At 40.6% G+C, this 23,569-nt stretch carries 32 protein-coding genes and 1 tRNA gene; 32 read left to right on the top strand and 1 reads right to left on the bottom strand.

The genetic code is table 11. The annotated features are described in order from the left end of the window. The first annotated feature begins 21 nt into the window (after positions 1-21). The 29 genes from rpsQ (at position 22) to J0L60_14865 (ending at position 17,248) form a co-directional block, all read left to right on the top strand. Positions 22-276 (top strand): 30S ribosomal protein S17, encoded by a 255-nt coding sequence (rpsQ, locus tag J0L60_15005; GenBank protein MBN8547440.1) that lies wholly within the window; start codon positions 22-24, stop codon positions 274-276. A gap of 18 nt (positions 277-294) precedes the next feature. Further along, positions 295-663 carry a 50S ribosomal protein L14 gene (gene rplN, locus J0L60_15000; GenBank protein MBN8547439.1) on the top strand — a complete coding sequence of 123 codons (369 nt, stop codon included), beginning with the start codon at positions 295-297 and terminating at the stop codon, positions 661-663. Positions 664-680: 17 nt separating this feature from the next. Next, positions 681-1,004: a 50S ribosomal protein L24 gene (gene rplX, locus J0L60_14995; protein MBN8547438.1), complete on the top strand. Its 324-nt coding sequence runs from the start codon at positions 681-683 to the stop codon at positions 1,002-1,004. A gap of 22 nt (positions 1,005-1,026) precedes the next feature. Beyond that, positions 1,027-1,656 (top strand): 50S ribosomal protein L5, encoded by a 630-nt coding sequence (gene rplE, locus J0L60_14990; GenBank protein MBN8547437.1) that lies wholly within the window; start codon positions 1,027-1,029, stop codon positions 1,654-1,656. Positions 1,657-1,678: 22 nt separating this feature from the next. Beyond that, a complete protein-coding gene (gene rpsN, locus J0L60_14985) occupies positions 1,679-1,948 on the top strand; it encodes a 30S ribosomal protein S14 (GenBank protein ID MBN8547436.1) in 270 nt (89 codons plus the stop codon). A 17-nt stretch (positions 1,949-1,965) separates the two neighbouring features. Next, entirely contained in the window at positions 1,966-2,361 is a 396-nt protein-coding gene (gene rpsH / locus J0L60_14980) for a 30S ribosomal protein S8 (protein MBN8547435.1), read from the top strand. Positions 2,362-2,382: 21 nt separating this feature from the next. Beyond that, positions 2,383-2,925 (top strand): 50S ribosomal protein L6, encoded by a 543-nt coding sequence (rplF, locus tag J0L60_14975; GenBank protein ID MBN8547434.1) that lies wholly within the window; start codon positions 2,383-2,385, stop codon positions 2,923-2,925. 14 nt (positions 2,926-2,939) lie between these two features. Continuing rightward, positions 2,940-3,299, top strand: a complete 360-nt coding sequence (locus J0L60_14970) for a 50S ribosomal protein L18 (protein ID MBN8547433.1) — start codon at positions 2,940-2,942, stop codon at positions 3,297-3,299. Positions 3,300-3,304: 5 nt separating this feature from the next. Further along, positions 3,305-3,375: transfer RNA gene (locus tag J0L60_14965), tRNA-Gln, on the top strand. Between the two features lie 31 nt (positions 3,376-3,406). Next, positions 3,407-3,913, top strand: a complete 507-nt coding sequence (rpsE, locus tag J0L60_14960; protein ID MBN8547432.1) for a 30S ribosomal protein S5 — start codon at positions 3,407-3,409, stop codon at positions 3,911-3,913. Between the two features lie 13 nt (positions 3,914-3,926). Further along, the gene (rpmD, locus tag J0L60_14955; GenBank protein ID MBN8547431.1) at positions 3,927-4,109 is read left to right on the top strand and encodes a 50S ribosomal protein L30; all 183 of its coding nucleotides are present in this window, start codon (positions 3,927-3,929) and stop codon (positions 4,107-4,109) included. A gap of 6 nt (positions 4,110-4,115) precedes the next feature. Further along, entirely contained in the window at positions 4,116-4,574 is a 459-nt protein-coding gene (rplO, locus tag J0L60_14950) for a 50S ribosomal protein L15 (protein ID MBN8547430.1), read from the top strand. 11 nt (positions 4,575-4,585) lie between these two features. Beyond that, complete coding sequence (gene secY, locus J0L60_14945; protein ID MBN8547429.1) at positions 4,586-5,920, top strand: preprotein translocase subunit SecY; 1,335 nt, start codon at positions 4,586-4,588, stop codon at positions 5,918-5,920. 4 nt (positions 5,921-5,924) lie between these two features. After that, positions 5,925-6,683 carry a type I methionyl aminopeptidase gene (map, locus tag J0L60_14940; protein ID MBN8547428.1) on the top strand — a complete coding sequence of 253 codons (759 nt, stop codon included), beginning with the start codon at positions 5,925-5,927 and terminating at the stop codon, positions 6,681-6,683. Continuing rightward, the gene (infA, locus tag J0L60_14935) at positions 6,684-6,902 is read left to right on the top strand and encodes a translation initiation factor IF-1 (protein ID MBN8547427.1); all 219 of its coding nucleotides are present in this window, start codon (positions 6,684-6,686) and stop codon (positions 6,900-6,902) included. Between the two features lie 11 nt (positions 6,903-6,913). Then, positions 6,914-7,027, top strand: coding sequence for a 50S ribosomal protein L36 (gene rpmJ, locus J0L60_14930; protein MBN8547426.1), 114 nt, complete (start codon positions 6,914-6,916; stop codon positions 7,025-7,027). Between the two features lie 24 nt (positions 7,028-7,051). Then, positions 7,052-7,435 (top strand): 30S ribosomal protein S13, encoded by a 384-nt coding sequence (gene rpsM / locus J0L60_14925; protein MBN8547425.1) that lies wholly within the window; start codon positions 7,052-7,054, stop codon positions 7,433-7,435. 22 nt (positions 7,436-7,457) lie between these two features. Further along, the gene (gene rpsK, locus J0L60_14920; protein MBN8547424.1) at positions 7,458-7,844 is read left to right on the top strand and encodes a 30S ribosomal protein S11; all 387 of its coding nucleotides are present in this window, start codon (positions 7,458-7,460) and stop codon (positions 7,842-7,844) included. 23 nt (positions 7,845-7,867) lie between these two features. Then, positions 7,868-8,494: a 30S ribosomal protein S4 gene (gene rpsD, locus J0L60_14915; protein MBN8547423.1), complete on the top strand. Its 627-nt coding sequence runs from the start codon at positions 7,868-7,870 to the stop codon at positions 8,492-8,494. A 26-nt stretch (positions 8,495-8,520) separates the two neighbouring features. After that, complete coding sequence (locus J0L60_14910; protein ID MBN8547422.1) at positions 8,521-9,516, top strand: DNA-directed RNA polymerase subunit alpha; 996 nt, start codon at positions 8,521-8,523, stop codon at positions 9,514-9,516. 20 nt (positions 9,517-9,536) lie between these two features. Continuing rightward, positions 9,537-9,995 carry a 50S ribosomal protein L17 gene (rplQ, locus tag J0L60_14905; GenBank protein ID MBN8547421.1) on the top strand — a complete coding sequence of 153 codons (459 nt, stop codon included), beginning with the start codon at positions 9,537-9,539 and terminating at the stop codon, positions 9,993-9,995. Between the two features lie 57 nt (positions 9,996-10,052). Beyond that, on the top strand, positions 10,053-10,637 hold the full coding sequence (locus tag J0L60_14900; GenBank protein ID MBN8547420.1) for a YihA family ribosome biogenesis GTP-binding protein: 585 nt from the start codon (positions 10,053-10,055) through the stop codon (positions 10,635-10,637). Positions 10,638-10,707: 70 nt separating this feature from the next. Continuing rightward, positions 10,708-12,588, top strand: a complete 1,881-nt coding sequence (locus tag J0L60_14895; protein MBN8547419.1) for a GAF domain-containing protein — start codon at positions 10,708-10,710, stop codon at positions 12,586-12,588. Between the two features lie 9 nt (positions 12,589-12,597). After that, the gene (locus J0L60_14890; GenBank protein MBN8547418.1) at positions 12,598-13,776 is read left to right on the top strand and encodes a phosphopentomutase; all 1,179 of its coding nucleotides are present in this window, start codon (positions 12,598-12,600) and stop codon (positions 13,774-13,776) included. Positions 13,777-13,877: 101 nt separating this feature from the next. Further along, positions 13,878-14,147 carry a EutN/CcmL family microcompartment protein gene (locus tag J0L60_14885; protein MBN8547417.1) on the top strand — a complete coding sequence of 90 codons (270 nt, stop codon included), beginning with the start codon at positions 13,878-13,880 and terminating at the stop codon, positions 14,145-14,147. Beyond that, positions 14,148-14,423 (top strand): EutN/CcmL family microcompartment protein, encoded by a 276-nt coding sequence (locus J0L60_14880; protein MBN8547416.1) that lies wholly within the window; start codon positions 14,148-14,150, stop codon positions 14,421-14,423. It begins immediately after the preceding gene. A gap of 27 nt (positions 14,424-14,450) precedes the next feature. After that, positions 14,451-15,317 carry an RNA polymerase sigma factor RpoD/SigA gene (locus J0L60_14875; protein ID MBN8547415.1) on the top strand — a complete coding sequence of 289 codons (867 nt, stop codon included), beginning with the start codon at positions 14,451-14,453 and terminating at the stop codon, positions 15,315-15,317. A gap of 1 nt (position 15,318) precedes the next feature. Then, positions 15,319-16,029: a C40 family peptidase gene (locus J0L60_14870; GenBank protein ID MBN8547414.1), complete on the top strand. Its 711-nt coding sequence runs from the start codon at positions 15,319-15,321 to the stop codon at positions 16,027-16,029. A 286-nt stretch (positions 16,030-16,315) separates the two neighbouring features. After that, positions 16,316-17,248: a hypothetical protein gene (locus J0L60_14865; protein MBN8547413.1), complete on the top strand. Its 933-nt coding sequence runs from the start codon at positions 16,316-16,318 to the stop codon at positions 17,246-17,248. A gap of 104 nt (positions 17,249-17,352) precedes the next feature. Here J0L60_14865 and J0L60_14860 read toward each other — a convergent pair whose 3' ends face one another. Next, positions 17,353-19,245 (bottom strand): TlpA family protein disulfide reductase, encoded by a 1,893-nt coding sequence (locus J0L60_14860; GenBank protein ID MBN8547412.1) that lies wholly within the window; start codon positions 19,243-19,245, stop codon positions 17,353-17,355. Positions 19,246-19,983: 738 nt separating this feature from the next. On the opposite strand from J0L60_14860, the gene J0L60_14855 reads away from it, so the two are divergent. Genes J0L60_14855 through J0L60_14845 form a run of 3 tightly spaced genes read left to right on the top strand, consistent with a single transcriptional unit; the run spans position 19,984 to position 23,565 of the window. Further along, on the top strand, positions 19,984-21,537 hold the full coding sequence (locus J0L60_14855; protein ID MBN8547411.1) for a hypothetical protein: 1,554 nt from the start codon (positions 19,984-19,986) through the stop codon (positions 21,535-21,537). Between the two features lie 29 nt (positions 21,538-21,566). Then, the gene (locus J0L60_14850) at positions 21,567-21,902 is read left to right on the top strand and encodes a hypothetical protein (protein ID MBN8547410.1); all 336 of its coding nucleotides are present in this window, start codon (positions 21,567-21,569) and stop codon (positions 21,900-21,902) included. 16 nt (positions 21,903-21,918) lie between these two features. Next, a complete protein-coding gene (locus J0L60_14845; protein ID MBN8547409.1) occupies positions 21,919-23,565 on the top strand; it encodes a hypothetical protein in 1,647 nt (548 codons plus the stop codon). Positions 23,566-23,569 lie beyond the last annotated feature (4 nt).

Genomic DNA, 23,569 nt, shown 5'->3' with positions numbered 1-23,569 from the left:
TCACCAGGAGCTTCTTAGAGAATGGAAAGAAATAACAGAAAAACCAGAATCGGAAAAGTAGTCAGTAACAAGATGGACAAGACTGTGGTCGTGGCTATCGAGAGAAGGGTTGCTCATCCGATCTACAAAAAGTACTATAAAAGTACAACCAAACTGATGGCGCACGATGACCTTAACGGTTGCCAGATTGGCGATATCGTTAAGATTATGGAAACCCGCCCTCTCAGCAAAAATAAAAGATGGCGTTTAGTTGAAACTTTGATCAAAGCAAAGTAGCTTTTACCGGAGAAAAAAATGATTCAGGAAGAAACAAATTTAGTAGCTGCCGATAATTCCGGCGCTAAAAGATTGAAATGTATTAGAGTGCTTGGTGGCAGCAATAGAAGATACGCCAGCGTAGGAGACCTTATTGTGGTTTCCGTGAAGGCTGCCATACCTAACGCCGGGGTTAAAAAAGGTGATGTATCAAAGGCTGTTATCGTTCGCACAAAGAAGGAAGTAAGACGCAAAGACGGTTCTTACATTCGCTTTGATGAGAATGCTGCCGTACTTCTTAATAACCAGGGCGAACCTAAAGGTACCCGTATCTTTGGACCCGTTGCAAGAGAACTTAGAGAAAGAAACTACATGAAAATAGTTTCTTTGGCTCCTGAAGTTTTGTAGAGGATAAAATGGCTAAAATAAATCTTAAAAAAAATGATAAAGTTGTAGTTATTGCCGGAAACGACAAAGGTGCCAAAGGCAGAATTCTGAAAATCTTCAAGAAAACTGACCGCGTCATCGTTGAAGGTGTTAACTTAAGAAAAAGACATACAAAACCCAATCAGGCTAACCCTCAGGGTGGCATTATTGAAAAAGAAGCTCCCATCCATGTTTCGAATGTGATGATTATCGATACGAAAACTGGTGAACCTTCAAGATTGGGCGGAAAGCTGATAGTGGACGAAAAAACCGGTAAAGAGAAAGTAGTCCGCGTCAGTGTTAAAAGCGGTGAAATGATATAAACAAGGACCAAGGTTTCAGAAAATGGCAGAAAAAACAAAACAAAAACCTGAAGTTAAAGAAAAAAAGGCCGCAAAGGAAACTGCTGAACCGGCAGTAAAGATCCCCTGCAGACTTTTTGAATTTTACAAAAAAGATGTGATGCCTGCGCTCACGACCAAATTTCAGTATAAAAATGTAATGCAGGTTCCAAAGCTGGAGAAAATAGTTGTAAACATGGGTGTTGGTGATGCTATTGCCGATCCCAAAATCCTTGAAGAAGCCGTAAAAAATCTTGAGGCTTTCACAGGACAGAAACCAACCATCAGAAAAGCCAAACAGGCTATTTCGAACTTCAAGCTTAGAGCCGGTATGAATATCGGGGTAAAAGTTACCTTAAGAAGAGACAGAATGTATGAGTTCTTCGACAGGCTTGTAAACATCGCCCTCCCAAGGGTAAGAGATTTCAAGGGCTTGTCTGACAAATCATTCGATGGCAGAGGAAACTACACCTTCGGAGTGAAAGAACAGATTATATTCCCTGAAATTGATGTTGACAAGGTAACACGCATTTTAGGTATGGATATTACAATTGTGACCAACGCAAAAACCGATGCCGAAGCTTTCGAATTATTGGCTGCGTTTGGATTCCCCTTCAGAAAAAAAGGTAACTAACAGTTAAACTGAGGTTTTATTAATGGCAAGAAAAAGTCTTATAGCCAGAGAAGCAAAAAGAGAAAGATTATACGAACAGTATAAGAAAATCAGAGAAGAATTGAAAGCAGCCGGCGATTATGAGGGTCTGCAGAAGCTTCCTAAAAATTCCTCTTCTGTCCGTCTTCACAACAGATGCATGATGACAGGAAGAGCGAGAAGTTATTACAGAAAATTTGGCGTGTCCAGATTGGTCTTCAGAGAAAAAGCTTTGCGTGGTGAAATACCCGGCGTGAAGAAATCAAGTTGGTAAAAGGAGATTCTTAAAAAATGACAATGTCTGACCCAATAGCCGATTTCTTGACCAGATTGAGAAATGCAATCAAGGCTAACAAGAGAAGAGTTGAGATTCCTTCATCGAATATGAAAGTAGCTATCGCCGGGCTTCTTAAAAAATATGGCTATATCTACGATTTTGAAGTAATTCCTGACAATAAACAGAATGTTTTGAGAGTCCTCTTAAGATATTCGCAAGGCAAGCCTGCAATTAACGGCTTGAAAAAAGTAAGCACCCCCGGTCTTCGGGTTTACAAATCCGTGGATGAACTCCCAAGAGTACTCAACGGTTACGGAATAGCAATTTTATCCACATCCAGTGGAATAATGACAGATAAGCAGGCAAAGCGCGCCAATGTTGGCGGCGAAGTCCTCTGCTATATTTGGTAAAATCATAAACGGAGCAATAAAGTGTCACGAATAGGTAAAAAACCGGTAGAAATACCAAATGGCGTTACTGTTACCATTAATGGTAATACTGTGACCGTAAAAGGGCCGAAAGGACAGCTCGAGAGGTCTTTCAGAGATGCTGTCGAAATCAAGCATGAGAATGACACTCTGGTTGTTACCAGAAAAGATGATCAGAAAGAAAGCAGAGCCCTGCACGGATTGACCAGATCACTGATTCAGAACATGGTAACCGGCGTAAGCGCGGGTTATTCCAAAACTTTGGATATAGTGGGTGTTGGTTACAAGGTGGAAGCAAGAGAAAAAAACCTTCTTCTGTCACTCGGATATTCACATCCTATTTACTTCATCCCTCCAGATGACATCACTTTGCAGGTGACCACACCTACACAGATAATCATCAGCGGAATAAACAAAGAAGCCGTCGGTCTTGTAGCGGCAAAAATAAGATCGTTTAGGAAGCCTGAACCTTACAAAGGAAAAGGTATTAAATACTCCAATGAAACAATCAGAAGAAAAGCCGGAAAAACAGCCGGTAAAAAATAAGCGGAGCTGAAGTAATGAGTAAAAAGAATTCAAGATTAAAAATAAAAACCAAAATCAGAGCGAAAGTTTCGGGAACTCCTGAAAGTCCAAGACTGACAGTAACCCGCAGCCTCAATCAGATTTATGCACAACTGATAGACGACAGTGCCAGTGCAACAGTGCTTGCTGCTTCCTCTCTTACTAAAGAGTTGCAGGAAGACATTAAAAACGCTAAAGGAAAAACCGCAAAATCGAAAGTTGTTGGCCTCTTTCTTGCTAAAAAAGCACAGGAAAAGAACATCACTTCGATAGTCTTCGACAGGAATGGCTACAGATATCACGGCCGTGTGAAAGCCCTTGCCGACGGACTTAGAGAAGGCGGATTACAATTCTAAACGATTGCCGAGTCGTCTAACGGCAGGACAGCGGCCTTTGGAGCCGTATGTGGAGGTTCGAATCCTCCCTCGGCAGCAGAGATAATTAGAGAAACGGAGTTAAAAATTTGAAGAGCAATAGAAATACGAGCAATGACGGCTTTAAAGAAAAAGTTGTTCATATAAACCGTGTTGCCAAGGTTGTAAAAGGCGGTAGAAGATTTGGTTTTAACGCCATTGTTGTTGTTGGAAACGGAAACGGGCTTGTCGGTATCGGACTTGGTAAAGCCAATGAAGTTACAGATGCCATCCAAAAAGGAATTGATGATGCAAGAAAGAACCTGAAACAGGTACTTATTGGATCACACACATTACCGCATGAAATCATCGGCAAATTCGGCGCAGGAAAAGTTATGCTTAAACCTGCGACACCCGGAACCGGTCTTATCGCTGGTGGTGGAGTTCGTGCTGTTCTCGAAGCAGCCGGTGTTCAGGATGTCCTTACCAAATCACTTGGTTCAAGTAATCCCCATAATCAGGTAAAAGCTACTTTAGCAGGCTTAATGGAACTTAGAAGCGCAAAAGACATTGCTGCTCTCAGAGGTCTTTCTGTTAAAGAGATGTTTACCTTATAGATCGGAGAGAAAAATGAAATTAAAAATAACTCAAACGAAAAGTGTTATCGACAGACCCAAAGATCAGAAAGCTACTATTGAGGCTCTTGGGCTGAGCAGACCTAACAGGTTTGTTGAACACAACGATACGCCTCAGATCAGAGGAATGATAAGAAAAGTAGCACATCTTGTTAAAGTGGAAGAAATTCAGGACTAAAGAAAAATGAGTTATCTTAGCAATTTGAAGCCTGCAAAAGGCGCAGTAAAGAAAAGAAAAAGAGTTGCCCGCGGATCGGGATCGGGACACGGTAAAACAGCAACCAGAGGATCGAACGGTCAGATGTCGAGATCCGGTGCAAATCACAGAGCATGGTTTGAGGGTGGTCAGATGCCAATCCAGCGCCGTGTTCCAAAATTCGGTTTTACACCTCCGTTCAAAATCTATTATCAGGCAGTTAATTTGTATGATATTCAGAAGCTCGCTGATGCCGGCAAGCTTGTTGAAAATACCGTTACAATCGAGATTCTTCTTCAGGCAGGAATTATTTCCACCCCCAACCGCCCAATAAAGGTTTTGGGAACAGGAGATCTTAGTGCAGCAGTTACAGTAAACGGACATCAATTCAGTAAATCGGCAATCGAAAAAATCGAAGCAGCCGGTGGCAAAACAGTAACAATCTAGACTGAGTATCAATGCAGCGTTTTATCGAAGTTATCACAAATATATTTAAGATCGAAGAACTAAGGAAGAGAGTTTTATACACTCTTCTTATTCTTTTGATCGTAAGAGTGGGTGCACACATAGCACTTCCCGGGGTTGACAGCAGCCTCCTTAAGGAAGCTATGCAAAGACAAAACAGTGATTCACTCTTTGGTCTCTACGATCTTTTTGTTGGCGGCGCTTTTAAAAACGCAGCCATCTTTGCATTGGGTATTATGCCCTACATCTCTGCGTCAATTATTTTACAGTTGGCAGCAGCAGTTCTTCCTTCAATCGCCAAACTTCAACAGGAAGGTGAAGAAGGAAGGAAAAAAATTAACCAGATGACGAGAGTCGGAACTGTTCTCATCGCAGGTCTTCAAGCCTGGGGAACAGCTTTCACCCTTAACAGTACAGCCAGTGGTGGCGGTATTGTCGCTCCCGGAATCGATCATACAATGTGGCTGATACAGTCAGTTCTGATTCTAACCGCCGGCACCATCTTTATGATGTGGATGGGTGAGCAGATTACAGAACGGGGTATCGGAAACGGTATATCTCTTATTATCTTTATCGGAATTATCGACAGACTGCCCTATGCATTTCTTGCTGAATATCAGTCAGTACAGGCGGGTGGCAACCTTATCATTTCATTGATCCTGATAATCTTCCTCGTTTTCGTGATAGCAGGTGTAATACTTGTGACACAGGGAACAAGAAGAATACCGGTGGAATATGCTAAAAGAGTGGTTGGAAGAAAAGTTTACGGCGGCGTAACTCAGTATATCCCTCTAAGGGTTAACACTGCAGGTGTAATGCCGATCATCTTCGCTCAGGCGATCATGTTTATTCCAAACACACTGCTTTCATTTTTCCCTGACAGTGAGTTCATACAGTCGATTGCCGGATATTTCAACTATACATCATTTGTATATTCATTTTTCTATGCAATTGTTATTATCTTCTTTACCTACTTCTACACAGCAATCGCTTTCAATCCGAAGGAAGTTGCTGACAACATGAAGAGGCAGGGTGGATTTATTCCGGGTATCAGACCTGGAAAACAGACTGCTGAATTTATTGACAATATTCTTACAAAGATCACCCTCCCGGGTTCAATTTTCCTCGCTGCGGTTGCCATATTGCCTGCATTTATTTCCAGGTTCAATATTGCTCCAACATTCGCACAGTTTTACGGAGGAACAAGTTTGCTCATCGTAGTTGGTGTTGCACTTGATACAATGAATCAGATAAACTCCATGATGGTCATGAGACACTATGACGGATTCATGAAGGGCGGGAAGCTGGTAAGAAAAAGATCGTACTGATAGAGTGATTCATATTAAAAATGCCAGAGAGATCGATGCCATCCGCGAGAGTTGCCGGATAGTGGCAGAGACACTGAATCTGGTGAAGAAAAATGTAAAGGTCGGGGTTACCACAGAAGAGCTGGACAAAATGGCTGAAGATCACATCAAAAGTCGTGGAGGTATTCCGGCATTCAAAGGGTATCGCCAGACAGGGACCCCCCCGTTTCCGGGTACTTTATGTATCTCAATTAACGATGTTGTTGTCCACGGTATACCGGGCAGCAGAACAGTTACGGAAGGGGATCTGGTTTCGATCGATGTGGGTGTAAAGAAAAACGGTTTCTACGGAGATGCCGCACTTAGTGTTCTCATTGGTGAGGATACGAAAAAGCAACATCTCATGGATGTAACTGAAAAGTCTTTATATCTGGGGATTGAGCAGGCCGTAGAAGGCAACCGTGTTCACGATATTTCTTACGCAGTTCAGCAGTATGTCGAAGCCAACGGCTATTCTGTAGTAAGAGCTTTATGCGGGCATGGTGTCGGCAGGTATCTTCACGAAGACCCTTCAATTCCGAATTACGGAATAAAGGGGACCGGGAAGAAACTGAAAAGCGGCATGACACTGGCTATAGAGCCAATGGTTAACACAGGTAAATATGAGGTATACGAATTGAGTGATGGCTGGACAATAAAAACAATTGATGGATTGCCATCTGCTCATTTTGAGCATACCATTTTGGTAAACGGAACAAAACCGGAAATCTTAACCATAGAGTAAATGGCAAAACAAGGACCAATAAAAGTTGACGGAGTAATAACCGAGACTCTACCTAACGCAAGTTTTAAGGTAAAGTTAGAGAACGGGCACGAAATCCTGGCTCACATCTCCGGTAAGATGCGTATGCATTTTATCAAGATTCTGGTAGGCGATCGTGTATCGATAGAGTTATCCCCGTATGATTTGACTAAAGGAAGAATAACTTACCGGTATAAATAACGGAGTATTAGATGAAAGTAAGAGCTTCAGTAAAAAAAATATGCGAGCATTGCAAAATAATCAAGAGAAAAGGGACTCTCAGGGTTATCTGCAAGAACCCAAAGCATAAACAACGACAAGGATAGAAATTTTTTTAAGGAGAAATTTAATTGGCACGTATAGCTGGTGTAGATTTACCAAAGAATAAGAAGATTTATTACGGCCTGCAGTACATTTTTGGTATAGGTCCGTCAATCGCTGACGAGATACTGCAAAAAGCAGAAATCGACCCTGACAGAAAAGTCGGTTCACTTACAGAAGATGAAGTAGGTAACATTAGATCCGTTATTCAGGCAGATTTTAAGGTTGAAGGTGCGCTGCGCTCTGAAGTTCAGCTCAACATCAAACGCTTAATAGATATCGGTACTTACAGAGGTTTGAGGCACAGAAGAGGTCTTCCTGCAAGAGGACAAAGAACAAGAACCAATTCCCGTACGAGAAAAGGCAAGAGAAAAACGGTTGCAGGCAAGAAAAAAGCTGCTGCTAAGAAGTAATTGAAAATCGGAGGATTATTAATTGGCTAAAACTACCAAAAAAGTTAAGAAAAAACATGTAGTCGATGCGAACGGCATCGCTCATATAAAAGCATCCTTCAACAATGTGTTGGTCACTCTGACTGATATATACGGAAACACCATTTCATGGTCGACCGCAGGAAGGAACAGTTTCAAAGGTTCGCGTAAGAATACACCATTCGCTGCGCAGGTTACCAGTGAAGCTGCAGCCAAAGAAGCCTATGACATGGGCTTGAGAAGAGTAGAAGTAAGAGTAAAGGGCCCCGGTGCAGGTAGAGAATCTGCTATAAGAGCTTTAGTAAATGTTGGTTTCGAGATCACATCGATTAAAGATATTACACCGATACCACACAACGGTTGCAGGCCACCCAAAAGACGAAGAGTTTAATTTTATTATTGGAGAGTTATTAAATGGCAAGATACACCGGTTCGGTTTGTAAATTGTGTAGAAGGGAGAAGCAAAAGCTTTTCTTGAAAGGAAGCAAATGCTTCACCGAAAAGTGTCCGCTGGAAAAGAAAAACTACCCTCCGGGTCAGCACGGCACCTCAAGAAAATCCAAAGTTTCCGAGTATGGTATTCAGTTAAGAGAAAAACAGAAAATCAAAAGAATTTATGGTGTCCTCGAAACCCAGTTTAGAAACCTTTTCGAAAAGGCTTCAAGACAAAAAGGTATTACAGGTACCAACATGCTTCAGCTTCTTGAAAGAAGACTGGATAATGTAGTTTTCAGATTGGGTTTTGCTCCTTCGCGTAAGGCTGCCCGTCAGCTCGTTCGCCACAGACACATCCTTATAAACGGATTTATCGTAGATATTCCTTCTTATACCCTGATGCCGGGTGATGTGATCAAGGTAAAAGACAAGAGCAAACAATTGGACATCGTCCACAATTCTCTAAAGAGAGTAAAAGACAATGTGCATCCATGGTTAACAGTGGACAAAGCAACCCTGAGCGGTACTTTTGTTAATGTTCCCGAAAGAGAAGACATACAACTTAATGTGAACGAACAGTTCGTTGTAGAGTTGTACTCTAAATAACAAAAAAGAAATTTTTAGAGGTTTAAATGAGTGGATCATATCTAAAGATACCGGAAGCTGTAATTTGCGAAGAGTCGTCGTACAGCAATACTTTTGGCAGGTTTTTCCTGCAGCCGCTTGAGAGGGGCTACGGTGTAACCGTTGGTAACTCTCTAAGAAGAATATTGATTTCTTCTCTACCGGGTGCAGCGTTTACAGCAGTAAAGTTTGGTGGAGTACTTCATGAATTCAGTACAATCCCCGGTGTTGTAGAAGATGTAACTGAAATTATCCTTAATCTGAAGCAGGTCAGATTAAAATTATTGAATAAAAAACCGGCGAAGATCGAGTTTACGGTTCAGGGACCGAAAGTGATAACAGCCGCTGACATTCAAAAATATACCGCAGATCTGGAAGTATTGAATCCTGAATTGCACATCGCAACTCTGCAGGAAAATGCAAAGTTCGAGATTGAACTTCGTGTTGGCAAAGGTAAAGGATATGTTCCGGCTGTAGAAAACAAGTCAGCCGAGTATCCTCTTGGCACTATTGCAATCGATTCAATTTATTCGCCAATCGTGAATGCCACATACGAGATTGAAAATGTCCGTATCGGCGACAGAAACGATTACGAAAAATTGATCATCAATGTTGCAACCGATGGATCGATAACACCGGATGACGCTTTAACACAAGCAGCTAAAATAATGAGAGATCACTTGCAGCTCTTTATCAACTTTGATATTGAACAGGAAGAGAGCCATGAAGAAGTAAAGAAAGATTCCGAAAGAGAAAGAATCAAGAAAATACTTCTGACCAATGTGGATGATCTTGAATTAAGTGTGCGCGCTCATAATTGCCTTAAAGCTGCGAATATCAAAACCATCTCTGATCTTGTGGCAAAAGACGAAGCTGAAATGCTTAAATTCAGAAATTTCGGCAGAAAGTCACTCGCAGAATTGATGGAAATCGTTGAAACACTGGGCCTCGAGTTCGGTATGAATATCGACGATTATATTAAAGAAGACAGCAGTTCAAACTAATCCGGATGAAGGTTTAAGAAATGAGACATCAAGTTAAAGGCAGAAAATTAAAAAGAACTCACAGCCATAGAAATGCGTTGTTGAAAAATCTTGCAGCTTCCCTCTTTTTACACAAGAGGATTGAGACCACTATCGCTAAAGCAAAGGAATTAAGATCTTTTGCTGAACCTCTTATCACAAGAGCCCGCAAGGGAACCCTTCACGATATGAGAATAGTGATGAGCGCTCTCAGACATAAAGAAGCTGCGAAGGAACTTTTCAATAATGTCGTTCCTGCCGTGGGCGACAGAAAAGGTGGTTATACCCGCATCGTTAGAACTGCAGTAAGACTTGGTGATGCCGCACAGATGGCTATCATCGAGCTGGTTGACTATAACGAAGCAGCAAACCAAATGGCTCAGCAGAGACAGGAAGCCCGTGAAGCTGCTGCTGCCACTAAAAAAGAAAAGGAAGCTGAAAAAGCATCAGCGGAGTCTTGATCTTTTTCCTAAATTATTTTACAAGAGTAATCCGGGTTCGGATTACTCTTTTTTTATATGTTTGAATCAGTACAATTTACCGGATCATACAACGATATCTCAAGCCTTAAAGAGAGGCTGCCCGAGATAGTTATAGCCGGAAGGTCAAATGCAGGAAAGTCTTCCTTCATAAACCACCTTACCGGGAAGCCGGGACTTGCTAGAGTGAGCTCGACTCCGGGGAAAACCCAGACCCTGAACTACATCAAGATAGACAATTCCTTCTATTTTGTAGATCTTCCCGGATACGGATATGCAAAGGTGAGCAAAAAAGAGCGGGATGCTTGGGGAAGGTTCATTTTAAAGTTTTTCAATGAATCTGACATGATCAAACTTGTGATTCATCTGGTTGACAGCAGGGTCACAAAAAGTGAACATGATATCGATTTTCACAATTTCTGCAAAAGTCTGAATGCTGCTTATGTTATACTGCTGACAAAGACTGACAAACTGAATCAGAGCGAATTAAGCCGGTCGATGAAGCAGGTATCCGAGACTTTCCCCGGACTTAAAATGGGAGAAAGCATTTTTCCTTACACAATTAAGTCGGGAAAATTCAAAAAAAATGTTATTTCAGCAATAAAAGATCATCTGAACAGATAAAAATAATCTAAAATTTGATTATCTCACCGATCAGGATTATTTTTGAAGGTCAAAGAGTTTTATAATTTCGATGAATAAAAAACCGCTCATAAAAATAGCCTTGATCGCACTCGCTCCGGTGCTTTTTTTGTTACTGTTCATTATTGGTGACACAGTTACCAGAATAGTAATGGGCGTAATTCTGGTTGTAAATCTTCTCCTTCTTTTTGCTGTGTTAAAAAAGGAAAAGGAGCAGAAAACTTTTGATCAGATTCTTAATGACACTCCCAAACATGAGCCTGAAATTGATGACTTTGACGGTGGAGCGGTAAAGGTCACGGGCATTTTTAAACCCGATGCACCAAAAAAAGAATCGGCTTTCAAACAGAATACTGCCACGGCAAAAGACCCCCCAAAAAGATCCAATATCATCACACTCAGTGATGAAGAACCAACGGATATCAGTGAAAAATATTTCGAGATTACCAACGAAGCTGCTCCGGGGGTGGAGAACAACAAGGCAACGATCAGCTTTTTTCTCGATAAAACCATTAAATTGATCCGTGAGAATCTTCTTTCACACAGTGCCGTCTTTTTCTGGCTCAATCCCTCAACCCGAAAATTGAATCCTGCCGCCTATGTGGTCGGAGTCAACGATTTCAGGGCAATGTCAATCCCGGTGGAGAGTGATCTTTTAAGTCAGGTGGTTAGCTACGAAAAGCCTGTTTATCTCAACGGAATCAAAGATGAAGATGAGCAGAATCTTATAAAATACTACAATTCGAAACATGGAATCAAGAGTTTTGCAGCGGTACCCGTGTTTTTCGACCGTAAAATAATTGCTGTTCTCGCAATAGACTCGAAAGACCCCGAAGCATTTGGAACTGAAACACTGTTCGCACTTGGAAGGTATGTTAGAATAATTACTCACATGCTCTCAATCGTACAAACAGGGTTTCTTGAAGGTCTTGCGGAAAAACGACTGAAAGTATTGAATGCCATCATCGACCAGTTGCTGGTCTCCACTTCAGTGGATGATATTCTGGCAGTTTTTGAGCAAAGATTGCGTGAACTGATACCGGCAAAGGTGATTTATTTCCTCGATTTTTCGGGTTACTCGAAAACGCTGAAAATATCGAGGGTGTTTAGTACCGATGGAGTTCCCCATTTTGCCGAAGGAACTGAAGTTGAAATTTCAAATACCCTGGCTGGAATACAACTCTCGAATCAAGGGCCTTTATATTATAAAAATCTTGGTGAAGAAGAGATCCCCCGCTTTTCAGTTAACGAAGAGAGGGCTGAACAAGGGTCGTTTTTTACAGTGCCTTTGAATGTGAACGGTCAGTTGCTCGGTATCCTTTGTTTGGAATCTCCCGAGAATAATGCCTTCAGTTCGGCTGAGACTCGATTTGTTGCCAGGATCAACTCTCTGCTTTCCTATGTGTTCTATAACCATTCCCTTCAGATGATGTTAAGGAATGATGTGTTGTATGATGCAGAGACAAAAACTCTGAATAAAAAATTCTTTATGGAGAGAGTGGATCAGGACCTTTACAGACTTCAGCAGTTTAAGCTACCGGGTTCGCTCGCACTTATTGCGGTGGATAAATTCCCGGAGCAGATGGAACTCTTTGGTGGCGATATATCCTCAAAACCATTGATAAGGCTCTCTGAGTTCATTAAACTTGATGTGAATCAAACATCAGTTATAGGTAAACTTGACAAAGATGTTTTTGGGGTTTTCTTTTTCGGGAAAGACGCCAAGACATCATTTATGTGGGCTGAAAGGCTTAAGACTAAAGTGGCAAAGCAGTCTGCATCATCACCGGGAGCATCCGGTGGATTTACAATTTCTATCGGGATAGCTCCGGCAGACAACAAAAACAGTTTCGAGGAAATTTTCCAGCCCGCTCTTCTGGCCCTTCAAAAGGCACAGGACGGGAACGGCGGGAAAGTTTGCTCATCAATTTAGGAGAAAGAGATCAGAAATTTTATCTTTATAGTGCTCGATGGTGTTGGTATCGGTGAATTACCCGATGCTCCCAACTACAATGACCAGGGGAGCAACACCTTGATAAATACAGCGATAAAAAACGGCGGACTGAATATCCCGAATCTCCGTTCACTCGGACTCGGCAATATTGCTCCGGTACCCGGTGGTGCTCCCGCCGGTGCTCCCGTGGGAGCATTTGGCAAGATGCTTGAAGTATCAAAAGGGAAGGACTCCACATCAGGACACTGGGAGCTCGCAGGGATCATCTGTCCAAAGGATTTCGATTACTTTCATGGTGGTTTTCCACCTGAGATTGTGAATCATTTCCTGGAAGCCACAGGATGCAAAGGTATCCTCGGAAATAAAGCAGCATCAGGTACGGAAATTATAAAGGAACTGGGCGAGGAGCACATTAGAACGGGTTTCCCCATTGTCTATACTTCGGCAGATTCGGTCTTTCAAATTGCTGCACATGAGGAACATTTCGGATTGCAGAGACTTTATGAGATTTGTGAGATATCAAGGAATGAAGTTCTAAAAGACTATTTTGTCGGCCGGGTAATCGCACGCCCGTTTGTCGGAGAATCCGCGGAAACATTCAAACGGACAACCAACAGAAGAGATTATTCCCTTGATCCGCCGTCGGAGACGATGCTTGATTATCTTGTGAAAAATGGAATAAAGACAACTGGAATCGGGAAAATCGGTGACCTTTACAACGAGAAAGGGCTGACAAATATAATCCACACGAAATCCAACAGTGAAGGATGTGCTGCCACTCTTAAAGCGATGAAAGAAAACAGCAACAGTTTTATCATGACCAATCTGGTTGATTTTGATGTCTATTATGGTCACAGACTCGATCCCGCTGGTTTTGCAAATGCGCTTGAGGATTTTGACAAGTTTCTCCCTGAAATTTTGAGAAATATGGATGAATCGGATATTCTGCTTTTAACTGCCGATCACGGAAACGACCCCACGGTCACTTCAACCGATCATACCAGGGAATATGTTCCGGTGATTATTACCGGAAAGGGTGTGATACCCGGTGAGCTAGGTGTAAGGAGCACTTTCGCAGATGCAGGCAAGACGGTGTTGGACTGGTTCGGAATCGATGCTCCGATAGCCGGTACGAGTTTTTTACCAGGCGGCGGAACGAACAGTTAGCCGTTTCGTCTAATCTGTTTGAATCATTTGCGGGCAGGAATTAAAATCCCGTAAAAATTGTTACATAAGACAACCTGTAAAACCCGAAATTCGAGGTTAAATTGATTATTGGAAGAGTAATTGGAACGATCTGGTCAACGAAAAAGGACGAAAACCTCGTTGGTGCAAAATTTCTGATCGTCCGTGAACTTGATTTGGAATTAAAAGATAAAACGAATTTTGTAATAGCCGTTGACAGCGTAGGAGCCGGAGAAGGTGAAGTGGTGCTTGTGGCTACTGGAAGCAGTGCCAGACAGACCAATATAACAAAGAACAAACCGGTTGATGCTGTAATAATGGCAATAATCGACAAACTCGATAAGACGGATTAGATGTTCCTCGCAAAAGTGATCGGGAATTTATGGGCTACCAGAAAGTATGAGAGTCTTGAAAGCTCCTCTTTTAGAATTATTCAGCCGATTAATGCAGATTATGAAGATACAGGAAGCCCGTTTATCGCAGTTGATACAGTGGGGGCAGGTCCCGGTGAAATAGTGGTTTATATTACCGCCTCTGAGGCAGTAATACCCCTCCCGGTGGACATGGCACCTGTGGATGCGTCAATTGTGGCAATAGTTGACTCATTATACACGAATAAGAATTTATAACTTTTGATTAACCTTTAAAAAAGAGAGGTGGTATCGGTGAGAATTACGAAGCAATATACGAACCGTGAGAGCCAGTCGCTTGATAAATATTTACAAGAGATAGGCAAAGTAGATTTGCTTACTCCTGATCAGGAAATAGAACTTGCCATCCGTATCAAAAACGGAGACCAGAATGCATTGGAGACCCTTACAAAAGCCAACTTAAGGTTCGTTGTATCGGTAGCGAAACAATATCAAAACCAGGGACTGTCGCTTGGTGACCTTATCAACGAGGGAAACCTTGGCTTGATTAAGGCAGCAAGAAGATTCGATGAGACCCGTGGCTTCAAGTTTATTTCGTATGCAGTGTGGTGGATTCGTCAGTCAATTCTTCAGGCACTTGCTGAGCAGTCGAGAATCGTCAGACTCCCTCTGAACAGAGTTGGAGCTCTCAACAAAATCACAAAGGCATACAGCCAGCTCGAGCAGGAATATGAGAGAGAGCCAAGAGCTTCCGAGATAGCCATCGAAGTTGACATGGATGTCAATGAAGTGGCGGATACACTTAAAATTTCGGGAAGACATGTATCTGTTGATGCACCTTTTGCACAGGGTGAAGACAACAGACTTCTTGATGTGTTGCAGAACGACCAGCATCCGCAGCCTGACTATACTCTCATGTCTGAATCCCTCAAAAAAGAGATCAGCAGGGCGCTTTCAGCTTTAACAGAAAGAGAAGCGGAAGTGATTAGGCTTTATTTTGGTTTGAACAAAGAACACTCCCTCACTCTTGAAGAGATTGGTGAGAAATTCAGTCTCACTCGTGAGCGGGTAAGACAGATCAAAGAAAAAGCCATCAGGCGTTTACAAAGAAACCCGAAAACTAAAAATTTAAAGGCTTATCTTGGTGCATAATTTGCGCTTATTCGTTTTATTATTAACAGCCGGCGGGGTATTTCTCCTGACCGGCTGTTCCGCTTTATCTTCTGCTCCCGGAAGGGGAAAAGATGTTGAGGTAAACAAACCCTCCGGCGATCCGGTACAGGATGCCTCAAAAAGAGATGCTGATACAATAGTCACCAGCCCTCTCCCCGATAACAGTGAAAACAAACGGATCCCCGATAAAACAGATCCCCAACCTGATGACACATATTACTATCTTCCCGAGAATGAAAATATCTCGATGGAAGAGATTATTATGCATAATGTTGAGAACCTCTCGGAAAAACAGAAGCAGAACAGCGACAAGCTGATAATGAATATTATCAAATATTTCGGTACCCCTTATGTTTGGGGTGGGAATACCCGTAACGGGCTCGACTGTTCAGGGTTTACAAAACTCGTGTTTCAGGAGGCATTTGGTCTTTCCCTTTTTCGCGTTGCCCGTGACCAGTTCACTCAGGGTGAGGCTGTCCCCACGATGGAAGCCCTCCAGCTTGGTGATCTTGTCTTCTTTGATACCCGCCCCTCCTCAAGACCGGGACATGTTGGCATCTACCTCGGTAACCGTATGTTCGCTCACGCCAGCACAAAGCAGGGTGTTATAGTTTCTTCATTTGATACAAAGTATTACAACGACAAGTTCATGGGCGGGAGACGATTCAAGGAGTTGTTCGATTCAGAATAAAGATCTTTCATATTAAAAACATTTCATACCACTAAATCGAAACATCACAATGTGGATGTTTCGCCGCCCGCCATTGGAACTTATCCTCGAGCCATTAGTACAATAAAAATAACCTTCCCCAAACCTCTATCAAAGAAATTTGAAAATTTGATTTGGGACACATCCCTCAAAACTGTGTTAGCAAATACACACTTCTGAATTCTTTCTTTTTAGATTAAACCATGAAATAATTTAATTTGTCATAAAACTGATCTTAAGAAAAAAACAAAAAACAATGGAGAATAAAATGTTTAAATCAATCACTAAAACAGTGTTGTTTCTTTTCACTCTTGCCCTGATAGCAGGATTCAACGGATGCAAGAGCAGCGACAATCCTGTTCAACCAACAGATGTAAATGTCGAAGCGATGCAGAGCATTGCAGCGGAAGACAGTACTGTACTGAATTTTGAAGCCAACTGGCAGGATGATGTTTCCGGGGAAGTGGCAAAAATTGCTTCCGGTTGGATCACCCTGGATGTTAAGAGAAAAATCAATTCTGTTACAAGAAGTTTTCAGATTCGTGTAGTTGGTGATTCCGCTTTGGGAATAGCTACTTTCACATTTAACAACACTTTAATCATCAGGGCAAAAAAAGACAGTAACAGCATTTCGGATACACTTCTGAGGAAAAATTATACTGCTGTTGTGAAGAGAAATCTTGTTTTTGAGAAAGTGAACAGCTCCAGTAACCCAAGAAACAACTGGAAACTGGTTGCATGGTCTGCAGTCCAGGGTGGAACAGCAACCAGCATCTCGAAAATTCAATCTCTTCAGATTACAGCTCCGGGAATTGTTCCGATAGATGTAACTTCACCTAACGGTCTTTATCTCGCCCGTGGGATCGCCAGATTCAAACAGTTGCCTGTATTCGACAAGAATTCAGAGGTCACTCTTACTCTTAAAGTACTCTCGACCACCGATGACCCTGACTATGTGATCCTGAATTACGGAGCAGACAACAGAGGAATAAACAAAAACAAACAGGTTTTCGAATTGGTCTCTACGGTCTCGAGTGGGACAAGTTTCACAAAAACCTACCGTGCCGTACTCAACACCACCAACTATGCCGGCTATTTCCACATGGTTATGGATGTTTTGACGAAAAGAACGGTGCAGGATGATTCCACTCCTGTTGAGAGCGATGTCTGGTCACTTCCGTATGGTGTTAAGAATCTGTAAGAGTTAAATCCCACAACAATCTCCACAGAGATCATAACGGGAAGATATTAAAAAAGGCTGCCTCAAACGGGGCAGCCTTTTTTTGTTTAATTTGAAATATTAAGCTACTTCGCCATTTCAATCATCATATCCAGCTCTTTGAGCAACAATTCCTCGTTGTCTTCAAATCCGATGGATTCGAATTTTACCCTGCCGCTTTTATTGATTATGAATTTTGTCGGGATTCCCGACACTTCGAAATCGGTGATTACTTTGTCTTTTTCATCCATAAGCACGTGGAACGGGTAGTTGTTCTTTGTGATAAAATCAGCGGCATTTTTCTTTTTATCCTTCACATTCTCCCATGCATTCACAAAGAGGAAAACGACATCAGGATTTGAAGCGTTCTTTTCGACCGCTTTTTTCATCACAGGGAATGAAGCGAGGCAAGGACCGCACCATGTTGCCCAAAAATCGAGAACGATGGTTTTCCCTTTCAACTTGGAGAGCGACACTTCCTGACCGTTCAAATCAAGAAGGGTAAAGTCGGAAGCGGGGTAGTCAAGCAACTCTTTTTTAAGTTTACCGGAGATAACTTCGTCAGCCTTTTTGTTGAGTGTGGTCATCAAATCTTTCAGTCCGATCTCTCCACTATTCTCAGCGATATAAAATGCAGTCAGCAGGCTGTCGAGTTTTGGATTCGATTTAGCTTCCGCTTTCAGATTTTTCGCAATTTCAAGGGCATCTTTTCTTTTTCCAGAGCCGGCAAGAGCATCCAGATATTCGGGGATAACCGACATATCCTCCATTTTTGAGGCATCAACAGCAAGTTTGAACATCTCAAGAGCATCGGCACTTTTACCGAGTTTTTTGAACGCCAGTCCTCTCGTGAATGCGATCATCGCAAGTGTGGAATTCAGCCCGTCCCTGTAAGATGATTCGGATATTGAAAGGGGTTTGTTTTTAAAATCTTTTTGTTCCTTAACCACTTTATCAAAAGCCACTTTGCTGATCAGAAGCGACAGATCGGGTTTTGCATCCTTTTCATTCAAGTATTTTTTTGCGAATTTGTTGTAGAAAAATGCAGAAGGCTCAAAACCTGATGAAACGATCTCTTTCTCCACTTTTGCCCATTCGAGGTCTTTGGAGAAAGCATTGAGGTATGCATCGGTAACAGCTGTTGCAAACTTGCTGTCAGGCATATCTTTCAGAAACTGCAATACCTGTTGTTTTTGTGCTTTTAAGTCAGTTTCCTTCCTTATTTTCTGCACTCTCGCCTGAACCACGAGGTCATTTTTGGGGAATTTTGAAGAAAGAATCTCTCTGTACTTTGTGGCGGTTTCGGCATCCTTTAAAATTTCATGACCTCTGACAAGTGCGACAAGATGTGATTCATCAAGATCCTTCTGCGTCGAGAATTCTGCCATGTCCATTCTGACCAGACTGTCGGAAATATCGGATTTAACCCTTCTCAGGAGGCTGACATAAACGGGATAGTATTGAACTTTCAATCCGGGATTTATAACAAAATCGTTGTTTATGAGTTTGAACAGCTCATTGTTTTTCAGGCTCATTTCAGCCAGATCGCCGAAATTTCTCATGAAATCCACATAAGCTGCATCAGAGCCTTTCACTTCATCGCCATTCTTTTCGTAGAGCGGAATCCGGAAACCTCTTTTTTCATTGTTCTCGAGTGATTTTGAACCTTTAAAGACGACAACAAGTGATTTGGTACCTGTTTCGGATTTGAATTTCCCTTTGTATGAACTACCGTCCTTGGTCATCACCACTTCTTTGGCAACGGGTTCTTTTGATGAGTGTTCGAAAACGAGCAGAGTTATCGATGCTTCCTTTTCGACATGACTTCCGTTCGCGTCAAATGTTACGGTTACTTCTCCACCTGCGACGGGTTTCGATGGTTCGTATGAGAAATTGGTTGAGACCGGTCTGTTTGTTGTGCATGACAAAGTAAGAATAAAGCTTAACAGAGCCGGTAACAGGATAAATTTGAATTTCATTGAATCTCCAAAAAATGATCTTTAAAATTAATACTTAATGACGGAAAAATCGAGGTATAAATTAAATGTTAAACAGCAACAGTAGAAACAAACCGCAAAGAACGGTATTAGTTATTAATTGTGATTTATTAGTTATGAATTCTGTAAACTTAATTCAGGACAAGACAAATAATACCTAATACCTACTCCCTGATAACTAAGAAAGCCCTTGTGGCGACATGTGGGTAGAAAAGGAAGTATGAAGGCAGAGGTATGAAGTATGAGCCCTTGTGGCGACATGTGGGTAGAAAAACATCCCCAATCATGAGTGAGCCCTTGTGGCGACATGTGGGTAGAAAAATTTAAGAAAAAATATTGAGAAATTTCAATTAGTAGAACTATTGAATTAATTAGTAAAACTACTAAAATAGTTAGTAATACTACTAAATAAATTAATAAAAATATTGACCAATGACCAAACAAATTTTAGCAAATGTATTTCATAATAAAAAAAAATTTTACAACTATTAGGAAATTTCCAAAAATGTAATTAATTTAACGCAGGTCAAAAAGATATTTTACTCTATTTATATTGTTTGGCACTGAAGTGATTGAAAATTCACTTTTAAAAGGCTCAAAACAAGGATGGGTTCTCAAAGGAATGAAAGATAAAATGAGAAACCACTTATTATGAACATAATGAATACCAAGCTATAAACTGAACTAACAACAATAATCTACAAATTAACAGGTTATTCTATGAAAACGAATTATTATCAAAAACTGGTTCTAATATCATTTTTGATTTATTTTGCAGGGTGCAATGGAGAAGAAAAGTCAAAAGCTTGGGAGGGATTTAATCCTTACTCCAGTTTTGGCGAAAGTATAGTACAGTACCATCGAGCAACACAAAACTATTCGATAGAAAAACCTTCCGACAATCCGAAAGTCTACATAGATTTCTCAGACGGGCTTGTCCAGGCTTACACAAGCAATCCTGCCAACAAAGAGATCATTCAAGCGATTACAAATAAATTAGTCAGTACTGATGCTGAATGGTTCTCACTTGGTAACTCCAAAATTGAAAAATTAAATTATTCAAGTAATGAGTTGTTCAATAAAGTTACAAATCCTTCTGCTTATAAAGATAATATGGCCCCCATTCAAGAAGCTTTAAAACAGATTGTTGAACTCAAGAATGATGCTTTGCTCGTAACAGATTTTGAAGAGTATACATCAGATGGTAAAGAACAGTTCGAAAATTACCCTAAGAAATATTTTATTGAATGGTTGAAGGCAGGAAATTCGATAACATTCTTCTATACTGATTTTGACGAGAAAAATGCTAAATCAGGTATAAACACAAAAAAACACCTTTTCTTCACCGTTTTTACTTACGGACTCTCAACGGACAAAAGTCTTGTGAAAAAAGTTGAAGATGCACTGGCGGGCAGGAATGCTACCAAAAAATTTGAATTGGGAGGCACCCCATTCATTCTGAAAAATAAGTACGACGGTAATGAGAGTTCAGGAATTGCAAACAAAGAGTTTAAGAAGTGGGTAAATTACAACTTTAATGGACTTAAAGAGAATGGTGACCGGTTCGAAGTAATTGGTATTAATAAAGTATGGAACGACGATCTCGAAGAATATGTGAAGAATATAATAGAAAAAGAGAACGGTGTTTTTCTGTCGAATCTTATGCTAAATGCAGAGGACAAGTCCTATTATAGCCTTAAGAGTTTAATTGTAAATGTTTATGACATTACAGAGAATTTCGAAAAATTTACAAAATACAGTAAAATAAAACAGACAGTACCTCAGTTTACGACTGATGAAGGGAAAAACAAGGTCTGGGATAAAAGCAGTCAGACTAATACTCTTATTACTGAATGTTACGAGAAAAACAGCGATAAAATAAAGAGTGATTGGGTTTTCACCCCTGCTAAATTAACTGATCTGTTATGGAATGAAATATTTGAACTGGACGGTCAAATATTCAAGGACCATCTTAAGAACGATCCCGGTAACATTGAATTGAAGACCAAGTTTCATAAGAATTATAAGAAAAAAAATGTAAAGAAGGAAAATGCTCTATTAAGAGTGGATATTGTCTATGACGATATTGAATTTAACTCCACAAATGAAAAACTTAAAGATTTCGAGTGGCAATCCGCCACCCAAAAAGACAAAGTCAACAATTCACTCCTCGAAGCGATCAGAAATACATTGCAAGACCCTGAGATAAATCCAAAAGGGAAAGCTCTCTATACCTATTATATAAAATTCGGTGCCACCCAAAAAAAAGACTAATTTAGAAAAAAATTAAAAAGGACAGAACCATGACAACTTATATTATTTCAGCAATCTTCGCAGCATTAATGATCTTAATCGCTTCAGGAATTTCGGTCGCCATCAAATTTGAAAGCGGATCAAATCCAAAAGATGTGAAGAAAAGAAAAATCGTATTTTGGATAATTGCCATCCTCACTCCGGTTATATTCTATCTTCTTGGACTCTTTTTATTGGCACCTAATGCAGCAGATGATCAAATGATATTTGACAATTTTATGAAGACGCTTCCAATTGCCACAGTTTGCAGTTTGGTCGTTTATCTGATCTTGGGTTTTATTCTTAGCAAAATCTTTAAAACCGGTAAAATCGGTAATTGGTTCTAAAAAGAGGGATGAAAAAATGAATGATAAGCTATTCGTAATAGCAGTCGGAGGTACAGGTATGAGGTGTTTGGAATCCTTCACACATCTTTGTGCAATCGGCATGTTTGACAATCAAGAAATCGAGATATTAACTCTTGATACAGATCAAACAAATGGAAATAAAGCCAGGGCAGAACAACTCATAGATTTGTACAATAGAATTAAAAAAGCCGGTAATATTGAAGGCGGGACACCAAATGCAAATACTTTTTTCTCAGCAAAATTAAATCTTTACAAATTCTATACTGATTACTCTGATACCAAAAGGAAAAATTTTAAAAACATTTCTAATTTAACCCATGGTGATCGAGAACAACAGAGAAACAATAAGTTAATAGCAGATTTATTCCTCGATGCAGAAACAGTCCAACAATTTGACTTGGCTCACGGATATAGATCTCAGACACATTTGGGGTCATACCTTATGTATCATGGTATAGTTGAAGCTGCAAGGAATCTACTTTCAGGTGAAAGTGCAAAGACCCAGGAAAAAGAGCTTGGGAGTTTTATGGATAAGCTCCAACAAACAAGTACGAATGCAAGAGTTTTTATTTTTGGTTCAGTTTTTGGCGGTACGGGTGCATCTTCAATTCCTATACTCCCCAAAGCTTTTCAAGATTTCATTAAGATTAGGTCCAAAGGATCATCGAGTTTGGATTTCGATAAAACAAAGTTTGGGTCAACTCTTTTGACAGAATATTTTACTTTCAAGAAACCTGACCAAAAGCAAATGTCAAGTAAAGAGGATAGTGTAATCGCTGACTCTACTTTTTTCCCACTCAACAGTCAGGCGGCTCTTCAATTCTACATCCAAGACCCAACAGTACAAAATTGCTATAAAATTTTGTACCACATAGGTTGGCCGATTGAGAGCAAATCTTTTGATCAAGTTAATGGTGGTGAAAAAACTATTACCGGAGGCAGTAATCAAAAAAATCCATGTCATATCACAGAACTTTTATGTGCTTGTGCTGCCTATGATTTTTTCACTCGTACACAGGGGTTGGACTCTCAAAAAGCCGAATATGTCTACAAGGCTGTTGAGTATCATAACAACAGTTTCAACTTTTCCTTTAATGATTTTGTAGGTAGTGAAAATAATTCCGGAGATTTGTTTGCGAACCGATTAGGTGCGTTTTTCTCTTTGGCTCATATTTCATTGTCACTTAATGAGGCAGCATCAGATGGTCCCGGAATTTCGGGATTCATCGATCGTTTTGAAAAAATGAAAATAAACGAGTATTCGACAATTACTTCTGAGGAACGAAAAGAAATAAATCAGTATTTCAAGCATTTTGGTTACTCAATTGACGGTCAAATTTTCAATCCTGGTTGGATATATCAGATTCGTTCAACGATCGGGGCTGGTACTTTTATGTTTGATAATAAAGCTTTTACAACTAATTATAAGGAACTAAGAAGCATTGATGTTGGAGCTTTGTTTTCTGACCCGGGAAATCATTGGCCAAAAGGCTCTTTTATTTCGAGCAGATATGATGAATTTGTGAAAACACTTATTAATGTACAACCTACTACAGAGCAAAAAGTGTCGTCAACAAAAGAAAGATTTCTTGCACATATCTATAATGCAATTACCAAGTCACAGAATTTTATTAAAGTTTAGGTGA

The sequence above is a fragment of the Ignavibacteria bacterium genome (genome assembly GCA_017302895.1).
GTDB lineage: Bacteria > Bacteroidota > Ignavibacteria > Ignavibacteriales > Ignavibacteriaceae > UTCHB3.
The sequence above is the reverse complement of the archived record's forward strand: the minus strand, read 5'-3'. Positions and strand labels throughout refer to the sequence as shown.